This is a genomic window from Sciscionella sediminilitoris (genome assembly GCF_000737195.2).
Lineage (GTDB): Bacteria > Actinomycetota > Actinomycetes > Mycobacteriales > Pseudonocardiaceae > Sciscionella > Sciscionella sediminilitoris.
In genome coordinates this window covers 24,008-36,982 of record NZ_JALM01000006.1, presented here as the reverse complement: position 1 = coordinate 36,982, position 12,975 = coordinate 24,008, and the positions used below count along the sequence as shown (strand labels likewise).

Genomic DNA, 12,975 nt, shown 5'->3' with positions numbered 1-12,975 from the left:
ATGTTACTTATCGGTAGCGGCGGCGCAACCAGCACAGGCGCGTGAATCCCGTGATGGTTCTCACCACACTACCTGTACCATCGTCCAGGTACTACCTCGCTTCGGAACCGATACGGCGAGGTGCCAGGATGGGCACGATGAGCGAGCTTACGAGCGAGAACCAACCCGAGATCGACATCCTGTTGCCGTTCTACGGCGACGTCGCCCTGATGCGCGAGGCGGTGCACAGCGTGCTCGCCCAGGACACCGGCGGCTGGCGGCTGACCGTGGTCGACGACGGGGACGCCGAAGGGGTTCCCGAGTGGTTCGACTCGCTCGCCGATGAGCGGGTCCGCTACTTCCGCAACCCGCGCAATCTGGGGGTCACCGGAAACTTCCAGCGCTGTCTCGAACTGGCCGAGTACGAACGGGTGACCCTGCTCGGCACCGACGACCTGCTCGCGCCGAACTACGTGCGCACCGTGCGCGCCGCGGCGGCGAGGCACGAGGGCATCGGGATGATCCAGCCGGGCGTCGAGGTCATCGACGAACACGGCGAACCGGCGACCGGGCTCGCCGACGCGGTCAAACACCGGATCTACGCGCCGCGGGTACGCGAGGAACTGGTACTCGGCGGGGAACCGCTCGCGGCCAGCCTGCTGCGCGGGAACTGGCTGTACTTCCCCTCGCTGAGCTGGCGCACCGAGGCGATCACGGCGATCGGGTTCCGCTCCGATCTGCGCACCACCCAGGATCTCGCGCTCGAGCTGGACCTGATCGAACGGGGCGAGCGGCTGCTCGTGCTGACCGAGGCGTGTTTCAAGTACCGCAGACACGGGGCGAGCGTGTCCTCGACGATGGCCACCGACGGGGACCGCTTCCGCGAGGAGCGGGCGCTGTTCCAGGAGACCGCGCGGCGGTTCGGCGCGCTCGGCTGGCGCAAGGCGGCCCGCGCGGCCCGGGTGCACTCCGGCTCCCGGTTGCACGCCCTCACCCAGGTACCCGGTGCGGCACTCGGCAAGGACCGCGCGGTGCTCGGCACGCTGCTGCGGCACGCGGTCACGAACCGCTGAGGAGCGCGTCCGGGAGCCATCGCCCGTCGCGAGCGGGAGTCGGCGTGGATTCGGCATCCCGCGGGACCCCCGCGCCCGAGGCAACGGCGGAGGATTGTGCCGCAGTGGGTTCCGCGGTGATTGCGCGCCTTCGCCGCGGATCGCCCCGCAGGCTCGCGAAGGTACTTCGCCGATGTCCGCGAAGGTACTTCGCCAATGTCGCAGCGCAGCAGGGCACGGGTTCCCAGGCGTGCTCTCTGATGTCCTACGCTGCCTGCCATGCACGCACTCGTGACCGGCGGAGCCGGATTCATCGGATCCACCCTCGTCGACCTGTTGCTCTCCGAGGGGCACCGGGTCACCGTCGTCGATGACCTGAGCAGGGGCAGCAAGAACAATCTCGCCGATGCGCTGGCCGGCGGGAACTGCTCGCTCGTCGAGGCAGACATCACCGGCGAGGAGCTCCCCGGCATCGTGCGGGACGCGGCCCCCGAGGTGATCTTCCATCTCGCCGCGCAGATCGATGTGCGGTCCAGTGTCGCCGATCCGCTCGCCGACGCCCGCACCAACGTGCTCGGCACCATCAATCTGGCCGAGGCCGCGCGCAAGTTGGGCGTGCGCAAGATCGTGTTCTCCTCCTCGGGCGGTTCCATCTACGGAAGCGCGCCCGAGCTCCCGATCACCGAGACCTCCCCGGTGGACCCCGAATCCCCTTATGCGGCAAGCAAAGCGGCCGGGGAGATCTACCTGAACACCTTCCGCCACCTTTACGGCCTGGAGTGCACCAATCTCGCGCTCGCCAATGTGTACGGGCCACGCCAGGACCCGCACGGGGAAGCCGGGGTGGTGGCGATCTTCGCCGGGCTGTTGCTCGCCGGGGAACCCACCAAGGTGTTCGGCGATGGGGGCAACACCCGGGACTACGTCTACGTCGGCGATGTGGCCGCCGCGTTCCTCGCCGCCGCGGGCAGCGTGGGCAACGGGCGCCGCTACAACATCGGCACCGGGGTACGCACCAGCGACCGCGAACTGCACGGCCTTGTCGCGCGGGCGGCGAGCGCGGCCGACGAGCCGGAGTACGCTCCCGCGCGGCTCGGTGACCTACGGGATTCCGCGCTGGACGCGAGCCGGGCGGGCGCCGAACTCGGCTGGCGCCCGCAGGTGGACATCGCCGAGGGGGTTCGACGCACCGTGGACTACTTCCGCGGCTGAGCGTGCGGCGACCGGGGTCAGGAGCGCTGCTCCGGCTCCGGTTCTCCCTCGCCGTCCTCGGGCAGCTGGCGGTTCTGGATGGCCACCGCGCGCACCAGTTTGGCGTAGCGGAACTCCAGTTCCTTGAACCGCAGATAGGTGTTGATGGTCGCGAATCCGAACGCCACGATGAACGCGTAGAGCACCAGGTCGGTGCCCCGGCCGACGCCGACGAAGTGCGCCACATCGGTGAGCAGGTTCGGGTCGAGCACCGCGATCACCGCGAAGATCAGGAACAGTGCGAAGCCGACCTTCACGCTTGCCGCCGTCTTGCTCTTGCCGTGGTGGCGCAGGAAGAGCAACAGGCCGAGGAGCACCGCGAGGATGAGCAGGATCTGAATCACGATCATGGTCGGTTTCACCGCCTAGGTCCGGTCTTGAGCACGCTATCCCACACGATGTTGACCCCGTTGAACAGGGACTGGCCCTTCGACATGGAGTACGCCGTGTAGAGGATGGTCACGGGTTCCTCGGCGACCCGCCAGCGGTGCACATCCATCATGTGCACGAGTTCGGAGGCGTGCCCCATGCCGTTGAGCCGGATGTTGATGTCCCAGGCGACCTTGCGGTTGAAGGCACGCAGCCCGTTGTGCGCGTCGGAGAGCCCGAGCCTGCGGGTACGCGGGGACAGCAGCACCACGGTGCGCAGCACGAATCGCTTGAGCCAGGGAATGTGGCTGGTGTCGGCCGATTTGCCGAAGCGGGTGCCCACCACGATGTCGATCTCCTCGGTGCGCAGCCGGTGCAGCATCCGGAGCACATCCTCGACCTGGTGCTGGCCGTCCGCGTCGAAGGTGACGAAGTATTCGGCGCCCGGCTGGGCCCGGGCGTACTCGATGCCGGTCTGCAGCGCGGCGCCCTGGCCGAGGTTCACCGGATGGCGCACCAGGTGTGCCCCGGCCGCGTGGATCTCGCTCGCCGAGTTGTCCCGGCTGCCGTCGTCCACGCAGACGATGTTGGGGAAGGTGCGCCTGGCCTCGCGGACCACCTCGGCGATGACCTGACCCTCATTGAACACCGGGATGACCATCCAGACATCCGCCCGTTCACTCACCCGTCTGTCCTCCGGTCATCTCAAGGCTGGCCTGTCACGGAACGCACCCCGCGAGCCGATGACACAGTGTAGGGGCCGTGAAGTAGCGGGCCGGATTCGCCCCAATCAGGTACCGGAGAGGAAGCCGCGCAGCAGCGCCGCGGTGCCCGCGAGATGCTCGGCCATCGCCACCCGCGCGGCCTCCGGATCACCGTCCAGGATCGCGCCGACGACCCGCTCGTGCTGCTCATCGGAGTGCGCCAGATTCGGCTCGAGCAACGGGATCCGGTCGAGCAACCCGTTGACCCGGGACCGCACATCCGCGACCGCGGCGGTCAGCGAGGCCGAACCGGTGACCTCGGCGATCGCCAGATGCAGCCGGGAATCCTTGCGGCGGTACTCCTCGAGGGCGCTTCCCGAACTCGCGCTCAGCTGGGACCGCAGGTGTTCCCGCGCCTGCTCGGTGAGCTCCGTCTCCGCGGCTGCCGCGGCCGCACCCGGTTCCAGTACCCCGCGCAGCACCAGCACGTCCTCCACGGAGTCCTCGGTGCCCTGCTGCTCCGCCGCCCCCGTTTCCGGTTCGGTCCCGGTGACGAAGGTGCCGCCATAACGGCCGCGGCGCGATTCCACGTATCCGGCCTCGGCGAGCGCGTGCAGCGCTTCCCGCAGCGTCGCCCGGGAGACCGCGAGGCGCGCGGCCAGTTCCCGTTCGGCGGGCAGCCGGTCCCCCGGGCCCAGCACCCCGAGCCGGATCGCCTGGAGCACCCGCTCCACGGTCTCCTCGAAGGCGTTGCCCGCGCGGACCGGGCGCAGCAGCGCCGCCCCGGCGATGGGAACCTCGAGGTGCTCAGTCACGCCACCACACTAGTGCCCTCAGCACTCGATGACGTTGACCGCGAGCCCGCCGCGCGCGGTCTCCTTGTACTTGCGCTTCATGTCCGCACCGGTCTCGCGCATCGTCTTGATCGCCTTGTCCAGCGAGACGTAGTGCTCCCCGCCGCCCCGGATGGCCATCCGTGCCGCGGTGATCGCCTTGACCGAGGCGACCGCATTGCGCTCGATGCACGGGATCTGCACCAGTCCGCCGACCGGATCGCAGGTGAGCCCGAGGTTGTGCTCCACGGCGATCTCGGCGGCGTTCTCCACCTGTTTCGGGGTGCCCCCGAGCACTTCGCACAGTGCCCCGGCCGCCATCGAGCACGCCGAGCCCACCTCGCCCTGGCAACCGACCTCGGCGCCGGAGATGGAGGCGTTCTCCTTGTACAGCACGCCGATCGCGCCCGCGGTGAGCAGGAACCGCACCACGCCGTCCTCGTTCGCCCCCGGCACGAACCGCCAGTAGTAGTGCAGCACGGCGGGCACGATCCCGGCGGCGCCGTTGGTCGGCGCGGTCACGATCCGCCCGCCGGCGGCGTTCTCCTCGTTCACCGCGAGGGCGAACAGGGTCACCCAGTCCATGACGCGCAGCGGGTCGGTGGAGAACGGCTCACCGGAGAGCTTGCGGTAGAGCTCCGGGGCGCGCCGTTTGACCTTGAGCCCGCCGGGCAGGGTGCCCTCGGTGGCGCAGCCGCTGTCCACGCATTCGCGCATGACCCGCCAGATGCGCAGCAGCCCGGAGCGGATGTCCTCGGCGGCCCGCCAGGACTGCTCGTTCTCCAGCATCACCCCGGAAATGGGCAGCCCGGCCTCGTTCGCCGCCTCGATCAGTTCCCGCCCGGAATGGAACGGGTGGGCGACCGGGGTGGTGTCCGGGGTGATCCGGTCCGCGCCCGCGGCCCGCTCGTCCACCACGAAACCGCCGCCGACCGAGTAATAGGTCCGTTCGCGCAGCGGGTTCCCCGCCGCGTCGAAGGCCCGGAAGATCATCCCGTTCGGGTGCTGTGGCAGGGATTTCCTGCGGTGCAGCACCAGATCGGTGTCCTCGACGAAATCGATCTCCCACTTACCGTCCAGCCACAGCTGGCCGACCGCGCGGATCCGCTCGACCCGCTCGGCGACGGTGGCCGTGTCCACGGTCTCCGGGTCCTCACCCTCGAGTCCGAGCAGCACGGCCTTGTCGCTGCCGTGCCCGAAACCGGTGGCGCCCAGCGATCCGTAGAGCTCGGCCGCGACGCGTTTCGTCGCGGGAAGCTCACCATCCGAGGCGAGTCCCGCGACGAACATGCGTGCCGCGCGCATGGGGCCGACGGTGTGGGAGCTGGACGGTCCGATACCGATGGAGAACAGGTCGAACACGCTGATGGCCATGCGCGCGCTCCTTCGACGAGGCCGGCTACAGCGCCGGGTACAACGGATGTTTGGCGACCAGTGCGGCCACCCGCTCACGCAGCGCCGCCTCATCGCACTCGGGTTTCAGCGCAGCCGCGATGATCTCGGCGACCTCGGTGAAGTCCTCGGTGCCGAAACCACGGGTGGCCAGTGCCGGGGTGCCGATCCGCAGCCCGGAGGTCACCATCGGCGGACGCGGATCGTTCGGCACCGCGTTGCGGTTGACCGTGATCCCGATCTGGTGCAGGCGGTCCTCCGCCTGCTGACCGTCCAAAGTGGACTCCACGAGGTCGACGAGCACCAGGTGCACATCCGTGCCCCCGGTGAGCAGTTTGACCCCGGCCTCGGCGCAGTCCTTGGCGGCGAGCCGCTCGGCGAGGATCCGCGCACCTTCCACGGTACGCCGCTGCCGGTCGGCGAACTCCTCGGAAGCGGCGACCTTGAACGCCACCGCCTTGGCCGCGATCACGTGCTCCAGCGGACCGCCCTGCTGTCCGGGGAAGACCGCGGAATTGATCTTCTTGGACAGCTCGGGGTCGTTGGTGAGGATCACTCCGCCGCGCGGCCCGCCGAGGGTCTTGTGCGTCGTGGTGGTCACGATGTGCGCGTGCTCCACCGGGTTCGGGTGCAGCCCGGCGGCGACCAGTCCGGCGAAGTGCGCCATGTCCACCAGCAGCAGCGCACCGACCTCGTCGGCGATCCTGCGGAACTCGGCGAAGTCGAGCTGGCGCGGGTACGCCGACCAGCCGGCCACGATCAGCTTCGGCTGGTTCTGCCTGGCGAGCTTTTCCACCTCGCCCATGTCGATCCGGCCGGTGTCGTCCACGTGGTAGGGCACCACGTTGTAGAGCTTGCCGGAGAAGTTGATCTTCATCCCATGGGTCAGGTGCCCGCCGTGTGCGAGGTCGAGACCGAGGATGGTGTCACCGGGCTTGAGCATCGCGAACATCGCGGCGGCGTTCGCCTGCGCCCCGGAGTGCGGCTGCACGTTCGCGTACTTGGCGCCGAACAGCGACTTCACCCGGTCCCGGGCGAGGTTCTCCACCTCGTCCACGAATTCGCAGCCGCCGTAGTAGCGCCGCCCGGGCAGGCCCTCGGCGTACTTGTTGGTCAGCACCGAACCCTGCGCCTCGAGCACACCGACCGGAGCGAAGTTCTCCGAGGCGATCATCTCCAGGGTCTGCTGCTGGCGGTGCAGCTCCGCGTTCACCGATTTGGCGACCTCGGGGTCGACCTCGGCGAGTGCCTGTTCGAAGGTGCTCATGGAAATCATGCCTCCTTGATCAGTTCCGCGTACGCGCCCGCGTCGAGCAGCGCATCGAGCTCACCGGTGTCGGAGAGCCGCAGTTTGAACAGCCAGCCGGACTCGTAGGGGGCTTCGTTGACCGTCTCCGGGTTGGTCTCGGTGGCCCCGTTGACCTCGGTGATCTCCCCGGAGAGCGGCGAGTAGACATCGCTGACCGACTTGGTGGACTCCACCTCACCGATCGCATCGCCCTTGCCGATGTTCTCCCCGACCGCCGGCAGCTGCACGAAGACCACGTCGCCGAGCGCCTCGGCGGCGAAGGCGGTGATCCCGACCGTGGCGACATCCCCGTCCACGGCGATCCATTCGTGCTCTTTGCTGTAGCGAAGCTCGTTCGGGATGGTCATGTCTTACTCTCCTCGACGGTAGAAAGGCAGTGCGACGACGGTCACCGGCTCGGTCGAGCGGCCGCGGATGTCGACCGCGAGCTCGGTGCCCTCCTCGGCATTTCCGAGCTCAACATAGGCGAGCGCGATGGGGTAACCAAGCGTGGGTGACAGCGCGCCGGACGTGATCTCCCCGATCGGTGCTCCGTTCGCGAGCACCGGGTAGCCGGTACGCGGGGCGCGGCGCCCGGTACCGCGCAGCGCCACGAGCTTGCGGGTCTGTTCGGCATCGGCGAGCGCCTGCCTGCCGACGAAGTCCCCCTCCTTGTCGAACCGCACCACACGCCCGAGCCCGGCGTCCGCGGGCGTGGTCCCGGTGCCGAGTTCGTTGCCGTACAACGGCATTCCCGCTTCCAGGCGCAGCGTGTCCCGGCTGGCGAGCCCGCAGGGCAGGACCTCTTCGTGCGCGGCGAGCACCCGCCAGAGTTCGGGGGCCTGTGCGTTCGGCAGGTAGAGCTCGAACCCGTCCTCCCCGGTGTATCCGGTGCGGGCGAGCAACACCTCGAGCCCGGCGACGGTGGCCGGGCGGGCCGCGTAGTACTTGAGCGTGTCGAGCTCGGTATCGCTGTGCTCGGCGATGATGGCCGCCGATTCCGGGCCCTGCAGCGCGATGAGCGCGGTCTCGAAGGTCCGGTCGGTCACCTCGGCGTCGAAGCCGCCCGCGCGTTCGGTCAGCTCCGCGAGCACCACATCGTGGTTGGCCGCGTTCGCCACGACCAGGTATTCGTTCTCCCCGGTGTGGTACACGACCAGGTCGTCGAGCACTCCGCCGTTCGCGTCGCAGAGCATCGTGTACCTGGCGCGGCCCGGTTTCACGGTGCCGATGTTGCCGACGAAGGCGTAGTTCAGCGCGGCGAGCGCGCCCGGGCCGGTCACCGCGATCTCGGCCATGTGCGAGAGGTCGAACAGGCCCGCCGACTCCCGCACGGCCTTGTGTTCGGCGAGCTCGCTGCCGTAGCGCAGCGGCATCTGCCAGCCCGCGAAATCGGTGAAGTTGGCGCCGAGTTCGGCGTGTACGTCCTGTAAGGGGCTTGTGCTCATGGTCACCCCACGAGCCTACGGGCGCAGCCTGGTTCTCGGTCCATCGGGAGCTCCTCTCGGTCCGGCGTCACGGGTGGCCTCACCCGTGGGAACTCCCCCTCTGTCATGGGACCTGAGAGCTTCGCCGCCGCGGGGGCGACTTGCACCGTTGGTGGGGCATCCGGGATGCCCGCTTTCCAGAGTGGCCTGGCGATGGACGGTATCTGGACCTGAGAGTTTGCCGGGGTGGTTGCTCCTTCGGTGCCCGCATCCGCGAGCTCTCCCGTCCGCGCCGTAGCGGCCCGTATCTTGTTGTCGCCCGGCAGTGTAGCGGCTGCGCCGGGCGCCGGAAACCCGTCACCAAGGAGTGGACACCCTGGTCACACCGAGTGATCGACCCGGTGTGACCAGGACGGTCTCAGATCGCGGTGACGTAGGCGCCGGAGATGCCGCCGTCCACGAGGAATTCCGATGCGGTGATGAACGAGGCGTCGTCACTGGCGAGGAACGCGGTGGCCGCGGCGATCTCCTCCGGCTCGGCGAACCGCCCGACCGGCACGTGCACCAGCCGCCGCTGGGCACGCTCCGGGTCCTTCGCGAACAGTTCCTTGAGCAGCGGGGTGTTCACCGGTCCGGGGCACAGCGCGTTCACCCGGATCCCCTCGCGGGCGAACTCCACACCGAGCTCGCGGGTCATGGCCAGCACTCCGCCCTTGGAGGCGGTGTAGGAGATCTGGCTGGTCGCCGCGCCCATGACCGCGACGAACGACGCGGTGTTCACGATCGAGCCCTTGCCCTGCTCGCGCATGTACGGGATGGCCGCCTTGCAGCAGTGGTAGACGCTGGTCAGATTGATCCGCTGCACCCGCTCCCAGGCCTCGATCCCGGTCTCCAGAATGGAACCGTCGTCGTTCGGGGAGATTCCCGCGTTGTTGAAGGCGACATCCACGCTGCCGCAGCGCCGTTTCGTCTCGGCGAACAGGTTCTCCACCTGATCCCGCTCGGCCACGTCGGCCCGGACGAAGTGCCCGCCGAGTTCGGCCGCGTACCGGGGGCCGTTCTCCTCGTCCAGGTCGCCGATCACCACGGTGGCCCCTTCTTCGGCGAAGCGGCGCGCCGCGGCCAGGCCGATCCCGCTCGCTCCCCCGGTGATGACCACGCTCTTGCCCTCGAACCGTTGCATATCCCTATTCCTCCGTGCTGATGAATACGTTCTTGGTCTCGGTGAACTCCTCGGCCGCGTCCGGGCCGAGCTCCCTGCCGATCCCGGACTGCCCGAAACCGCCGAACGGGGTGTGGTACCGCACCGCGGAATGCGAATTGACCGAGAGATTCCCGGCCCGCACCCCGCGGGAGACGCGGATCCCCCTGGCCAGATCACGGGTCCAGATGGAACCGGAGAGCCCGTACTCGGTGTTGTTGGCCAGCCCGACCGCCTCGGCCTCGGTGTCGAAGGGCAGCACCGAGACCACCGGGCCGAACACCTCCTCGGTGACCGCGGGGTGGTCCGCGGCGATCGGGGCGAGCACGGTCGGCGGGAACCAGAAACCGGGTCCCTGCGGCGCGGAACCGGTGTACGCGACCGGTGCGCCGTCCACGTAGCCACGCACCTTCTCCCGGTGTGCAGCCGAGATCAGCGGTCCCATCTCGGTGCTCTCCCGGGCCGGGTCCCCGACGGCGAACCCGCGCACCACCGGTTCCATGCGTTCCAGGAACCGCTCGTAAACCGGGCGCTCGACGAGAATGTTCGAGCGGGCACAGCAGTCCTGGCCCGCGTTGTCGAACACGCCGTAGGGGGCCGCGGCCGCGGCGCGGTCCAGATCCGCGTCGGCGAACACGATGTTCGAGTTCTTCCCGCCGAGTTCGAGGGTGACCCGTTTGATCGAGTTCGCCGCACCGGCCATCACGCGTTTCCCGGTGCGCGTGGACCCGGTGAACACCACCTTGCGCACCACCGGATTGTCCACGAACCGTTGCCCCACAACGTCTCCGAGCCCCGGAAGCACGGTGAACACCCCGCTGGGGATCCCGGCGCGTTCGGCGAGCTCGGCCAGCCGCAGTGCGGTGAGCGGAGTGTTCTCCGCGGGTTTGAGCACCACCGTGTTCCCCGCGGCGAGCGCGGGCGCGAAACCCCAGCCGGCGACCGGCATCGGGAAGTTCCACGGCACGATCACCCCGACCACGCCGAGCGGTTCATGGAAGGTCACGTCCAGTCCGCCCGCGACCGGGATCTGCTTGCCGCACAACCGTTCCGGAGCAGCCGCGTAGTACCGCAGCACATCCCGGACATTGCCCGCCTCGCCGCGCGCGTTCCCGATCGTGTGCCCGGAATTGGCCACCTCGAGCCTGGCGAGATTCTCCAGGTCCGCGTCGACCTCATCGGCGAAGGCGCGCAGGAGTTCCGCGCGCCGCCCGGGGGCGAGCTCGCGCCAGGCGGGCCAGGCCTCATGCGCCTTCGCGATGGCGGCGTCGGCCTCCTCCGCGCTCGCCAGCTCGATCGAGCGGATCACCTGCTCGGTCGACGGATTGACAACGGCGAAACTCATACACACTCCCGTACCAGTGCTTCGAACAATCTGTCGTCTCCCCGCGCGGCCTCGGGATGCCACTGCACCGCGAGCACGAACGATTCCCCGGGCAGCTCCACGCCCTCGATCGTGCCGTCTCCGGCGTGCGCCACCGCGCGCAATCCTTCGGCGAGCCGCCCGATCGCCTGATGGTGATGACAGCGCGCCCCGGCCCGCTCGCCGAGCACCCCGGAGAGCCGTGAGCCCGGGGCGACGGTCACTTCGTGCGCGCCGAACTCCCCGGGAGCCGGTTGATGGGTCGGCGCCCTCGGATCCTCGATGTGCTGTTCGAGGGTGCCACCGAGCCCGGTGTTGAGGATCTGCAATCCCCGGCACACGCCCAGAATCGGCAGCCCGCGATCCAGTGCCGCCCGCGCGAGTTCCAGTTCGAACCCGTCGCGGTCCTCGGCGGGCGGTCCGGTCTCGGCGGCACGCGCGGCACCGTAGCGGGCGGGTTCCACATCCGGCCCACCGGAGAGCACGATCCCGTCCACCGCGCGCACCACGGCTTCCGCCGTCCCGGGCACCGGGGGAAGCAGTACGGCCACTCCACCGGCCCGGCTCACCGCGTCCACGTAGTTCCGGTGCAGCACAACACTTTCGGTGTCCCACACGCCGAACCGCGCGCGCTGGGCGTACGCGGTGAGCCCGATGACCGGTGCCCGAGAACCGCTAGAACCGTTCGAAACCACGAGTCCGCTCCCAATCGGTGACCGTCGAGCCGAACGCGGTCAGTTCGACCCGCGCGGCGTTGAGGTAGTGCGCCACGACATCCGCGCCGAAGGCGGTGCGCGCGATCTCGCTGTGCGCCAAGGCATCCGCGGCCTCCTGCAGGGTGGCGGGCACCGAAGGCTTGTCCGCGGTGTAGGCGTTCCCGGCGAGTTCGGGCTCCAGGGGCAGCTCGTTCTCGATCCCGTGCAGCCCGGCCGCGATCAGGGCGGCAACCGCGAGATAGGGGTTCGCATCCCCGCCGGGCACCCGGTTCTCCACGCGCAGCGAGTGCCCGTGCCCGACCACGCGCAGCGCGCAGGTCCGGTTGTCGGTCCCCCAGGCCACCGCGGTCGGCGCGAAACTTCCCGGGGCGTAGCGCTTGTAGGAATTGATATTGGGCGCGAAGAAATAGGTGAGATCCCGCAGACCCGCCAGCTGTCCGGCGAGGAAATGCTTCATCAGCGGCGACATTCCGTTCCCGCCCGCGAACACCGGGCCACCCGAACGATCCCGGAGGCTGATGTGGATATGACAGGAATTTCCCTCGCGCTCATCGTATTTCGCCATGAACGTGAGGCTGTTCCCGTGCGCGGCCGCGATGTCCTTCGCGCCGGTCTTGTAGATGGTGTGGTTGTCACAGCTGGAAAGCGCGGGACCGTACCGGAACGCGATCTCGTGCTGACCGGGAAAACACTCCCCTTTCGCGGATTCCACGTACATCCCCGCACCGTCCATGGCGGTGCGGATGTCCCGCAGCAGCGGTTCCACCCTGCTGCCGCCGAGAATCGAGTAGTCGACGTTGTACCGGTTCGCCGGGGTGAGCTCGCGATATCCGTTGTCCCACGCGGATTCGAAGCTGTCCTCGAACACCATGAACTCCAGCTCGGTGCCGACGAAGGCTTCGAGCCCACGCTCCGCGAGCCGGTCCAGCTGGGCGCGCAGCACCTGCCGCGGAGAGACCGGGACCGGGGCGCCGTCCAGCCATTCCACATCGGCGAGCACCAGGGCGGTCCCCGGCTGCCAGGGAAGCAGGCGCAGCGTGGCGAAATCCGGGCGCAGCACGAAATCCCCGTAGCCGCGTTCCCAGGAGGTGATCTCGTAGCCGCCGACCGTGGCCATCTCGACGTCCACGCCGAGCAGGTAGTTGCACGCCTCGGTCGCGTGTTCGGCCACCTCCTCCAGGAAGAACCGCGCCGAGCACCGTTTGCCGACCAGCCTGCCCTGCATATCGGTCATCGCGACGACGACGGTGTCCACCGTTCCGGCGTCCACCAGTGCGCGCAGCCCGGCGAGATCGAGCATCCCGCTGCGTTCGGCCATCCGTTTGGTCCTTCCGCTGAAGAGTCAATGGATCTACAGTGACCCATTGAGTTCATCAAACAGAACCGGGTGAGTTCGTGTC

At 68.8% G+C, this 12,975-nt stretch carries 13 protein-coding genes and 1 riboswitch; of the genes, 2 read left to right on the top strand and 11 right to left on the bottom strand.

Translation table 11 applies throughout. The features are described from left to right. The first annotated feature begins 137 nt into the window (after nucleotides 1-137). Together AD72_RS02950 and AD72_RS02945 are read left to right on the top strand one after the other, a co-directional pair. Nucleotides 138-1,052, top strand: coding sequence for a glycosyltransferase family 2 protein (locus AD72_RS02950; RefSeq protein WP_031464796.1), 915 nt, complete (start codon nucleotides 138-140; stop codon nucleotides 1,050-1,052). A 258-nt stretch (nucleotides 1,053-1,310) separates the two neighbouring features. Beyond that, nucleotides 1,311-2,243, top strand: coding sequence for an NAD-dependent epimerase/dehydratase family protein (locus AD72_RS02945; protein WP_031464795.1), 933 nt, complete (start codon nucleotides 1,311-1,313; stop codon nucleotides 2,241-2,243). 17 nt (nucleotides 2,244-2,260) lie between these two features. Here AD72_RS02945 and AD72_RS02940 read toward each other — a convergent pair whose 3' ends face one another. The 11 genes from AD72_RS02940 to AD72_RS02890 form a co-directional block, all read right to left on the bottom strand. Next, nucleotides 2,261-2,632 carry a DUF2304 domain-containing protein gene (locus AD72_RS02940; RefSeq protein WP_031464794.1) on the bottom strand — a complete coding sequence of 124 codons (372 nt, stop codon included), beginning with the start codon at nucleotides 2,630-2,632 and terminating at the stop codon, nucleotides 2,261-2,263. Nucleotides 2,633-2,640: 8 nt separating this feature from the next. After that, nucleotides 2,641-3,336 carry a glycosyltransferase family 2 protein gene (locus AD72_RS02935; protein WP_031464793.1) on the bottom strand — a complete coding sequence of 232 codons (696 nt, stop codon included), beginning with the start codon at nucleotides 3,334-3,336 and terminating at the stop codon, nucleotides 2,641-2,643. Nucleotides 3,337-3,441: 105 nt separating this feature from the next. Continuing rightward, nucleotides 3,442-4,170 (bottom strand): FadR/GntR family transcriptional regulator, encoded by a 729-nt coding sequence (locus tag AD72_RS02930; protein ID WP_051897786.1) that lies wholly within the window; start codon nucleotides 4,168-4,170, stop codon nucleotides 3,442-3,444. An 18-nt stretch (nucleotides 4,171-4,188) separates the two neighbouring features. Further along, nucleotides 4,189-5,562, bottom strand: a complete 1,374-nt coding sequence (locus AD72_RS02925; RefSeq protein WP_031464791.1) for an L-serine ammonia-lyase — start codon at nucleotides 5,560-5,562, stop codon at nucleotides 4,189-4,191. A 25-nt stretch (nucleotides 5,563-5,587) separates the two neighbouring features. Continuing rightward, a complete protein-coding gene (gene glyA, locus AD72_RS02920) occupies nucleotides 5,588-6,847 on the bottom strand; it encodes a serine hydroxymethyltransferase (protein WP_031464790.1) in 1,260 nt (419 codons plus the stop codon). A gap of 5 nt (nucleotides 6,848-6,852) precedes the next feature. Next, a complete protein-coding gene (gene gcvH / locus AD72_RS02915) occupies nucleotides 6,853-7,236 on the bottom strand; it encodes a glycine cleavage system protein GcvH (protein WP_031464789.1) in 384 nt (127 codons plus the stop codon). Between the two features lie 3 nt (nucleotides 7,237-7,239). Next, nucleotides 7,240-8,316, bottom strand: coding sequence for a glycine cleavage system aminomethyltransferase GcvT (gene gcvT, locus AD72_RS02910; protein WP_031464788.1), 1,077 nt, complete (start codon nucleotides 8,314-8,316; stop codon nucleotides 7,240-7,242). Between the two features lie 187 nt (nucleotides 8,317-8,503). Beyond that, nucleotides 8,504-8,591, bottom strand: a riboswitch (glycine riboswitch). Nucleotides 8,592-8,713: 122 nt separating this feature from the next. Further along, the gene (locus AD72_RS02905; RefSeq protein ID WP_031464787.1) at nucleotides 8,714-9,478 is read right to left on the bottom strand and encodes a 3-oxoacyl-ACP reductase; all 765 of its coding nucleotides are present in this window, start codon (nucleotides 9,476-9,478) and stop codon (nucleotides 8,714-8,716) included. A gap of 4 nt (nucleotides 9,479-9,482) precedes the next feature. Next, nucleotides 9,483-10,841 (bottom strand): aldehyde dehydrogenase family protein, encoded by a 1,359-nt coding sequence (locus tag AD72_RS02900; protein ID WP_031464786.1) that lies wholly within the window; start codon nucleotides 10,839-10,841, stop codon nucleotides 9,483-9,485. Beyond that, nucleotides 10,838-11,554 (bottom strand): gamma-glutamyl-gamma-aminobutyrate hydrolase family protein, encoded by a 717-nt coding sequence (locus AD72_RS02895; protein ID WP_031464785.1) that lies wholly within the window; start codon nucleotides 11,552-11,554, stop codon nucleotides 10,838-10,840. Before AD72_RS02895 ends, AD72_RS02900 begins: the two co-directional genes overlap by 4 nt. Next, entirely contained in the window at nucleotides 11,535-12,893 is a 1,359-nt protein-coding gene (locus AD72_RS02890; protein WP_031464784.1) for a glutamine synthetase family protein, read from the bottom strand. Before AD72_RS02890 ends, AD72_RS02895 begins: the two co-directional genes overlap by 20 nt. Nucleotides 12,894-12,975: the final 82 nt, after the last annotated feature.

Coding starts and splice junctions, on each gene's coding strand:
- AD72_RS02950 (WP_031464796.1), top strand. CDS start 138: ATGAGCGAGCTTACGAGCGAGAACCAACCCGAGATCGACATCCTGTTG.
- AD72_RS02945 (WP_031464795.1), top strand. CDS start 1,311: ATGCACGCACTCGTGACCGGCGGAGCCGGATTCATCGGATCCACCCTC.
- AD72_RS02940 (WP_031464794.1), bottom strand. CDS start 2,632: ATGATCGTGATTCAGATCCTGCTCATCCTCGCGGTGCTCCTCGGCCTG.
- AD72_RS02925 (WP_031464791.1), bottom strand. CDS start 5,562: ATGGCCATCAGCGTGTTCGACCTGTTCTCCATCGGTATCGGACCGTCC.
- glyA (WP_031464790.1), bottom strand. CDS start 6,847: ATGAGCACCTTCGAACAGGCACTCGCCGAGGTCGACCCCGAGGTCGCC.
- gcvH (WP_031464789.1), bottom strand. CDS start 7,236: ATGACCATCCCGAACGAGCTTCGCTACAGCAAAGAGCACGAATGGATC.
- gcvT (WP_031464788.1), bottom strand. CDS start 8,316: ATGAGCACAAGCCCCTTACAGGACGTACACGCCGAACTCGGCGCCAAC.
- AD72_RS02905 (WP_031464787.1), bottom strand. CDS start 9,478: ATGCAACGGTTCGAGGGCAAGAGCGTGGTCATCACCGGGGGAGCGAGC.
- AD72_RS02900 (WP_031464786.1), bottom strand. CDS start 10,841: ATGAGTTTCGCCGTTGTCAATCCGTCGACCGAGCAGGTGATCCGCTCG.
- AD72_RS02890 (WP_031464784.1), bottom strand. CDS start 12,893: ATGGCCGAACGCAGCGGGATGCTCGATCTCGCCGGGCTGCGCGCACTG.